The sequence below is a fragment of the Halolamina salina genome (assembly GCF_042678005.1).
Lineage (GTDB): Archaea > Halobacteriota > Halobacteria > Halobacteriales > Haloferacaceae > Halolamina > Halolamina salina.
On the sequence record NZ_JBHUDH010000010.1, the window covers coordinates 1 to 1,064 of the forward strand.

1 protein-coding gene is annotated in these 1,064 nt (G+C 69.5%); it reads right to left on the reverse strand.

Features of this window, described 5'->3' with window-relative positions:
* Positions 1-241: 241 nt before the first annotated feature.
* Positions 242-1,064, reverse strand: an 823-nt coding sequence (locus ACFR9S_RS01140; RefSeq protein ID WP_379817806.1) for a 1,4-dihydroxy-2-naphthoate polyprenyltransferase, incomplete at its 5' end; no start/stop codon positions are given.

The following is a 1,064-nucleotide window of genomic DNA, read 5'->3' on the forward strand; positions in this document are numbered from 1 at the left end:
CCGCCGTCGAAGTCCACGCCCTCCCGCTGCCACGACTCGGGCAGATCACGGAGCGCGGACTCACAGTCCTCGTACCCCTCGGTCCATCCCGGGAGGGGTGTCGCCTCGCCGACGCCGCGAACGGTCCCCGTGTCGGTCGACCGTTCCACGCCGACGAGGAACCCACGACGCTCCTTGATCGTCCCGTCGGCGGTCGATAACGGACGAGCGAGATCGAGCGTGAACGGACGGAGAGTCGGACTCATCCGAGGATCAGTCCGGCGGTGAACAGCGCGGCGTAGAGCGCGAGCAGCTGTCCGGTTCGCTCCAGCGCGGGGTTGAGCGCCTCGCCGTCGGTCCGCGTCAGGACGGTCCGTCCCACGACCGCCGCCAATGGGATCGACAGGAGGGGCAGCAGGATCGCCGGACCGAACCCCTCGACGAACAGGAACACCGGGACCGCGTACGCGAGCGCGAGCATCGCGACGTACTCGGCTCGACAGACACCGTAGCCGAAGCGGACGGCGAGCGTTCGCTTCCCGGTCCTGCTGTCCTCCTCCTTGTCCCGGACGTTGTTCACCACGAGGACGTTCGTCGTGAGCCCCGCCATCGGGAGACTGGCCAGTAGCGCGAGCGCCGGAACGGTTCCCTCCGGCACACCCATCGGGACGCCACCGACCGCCGCGGCGGCCTGCACGTAGACGGTGCCGGTGACGGCGACGAGGCCGAAGAAGACGAACACGAACAGGTCGCCGAGCCCGTGGTAGCCCAGCGGGTACGGCCCGCCGGTGTAGGCGATCCCGGAAGCGACCGAAAGCAGGCCGATCACGAGGATCGGGACGCCGCCGACCCAGACGAGGTACGTTCCGACCAGAATCGCGGCGGCGAAGGTGAGCCACATCGCCCGCTTGACGGCGGCGGGTTCGATCAATCCGCCCGCGGTCACGCGGGTGAACCCCTCGCGCTCCTCGGTGTCGGCACCGTGGATCGCGTCGTAGTAGTCGTTCGCGAAGTTGGTGCCGATCTGGATCAGGATCGCGCCCAAAAGCGCCGCGGCGGCCGGGGCCGGGGCGAACAGCCCCTCG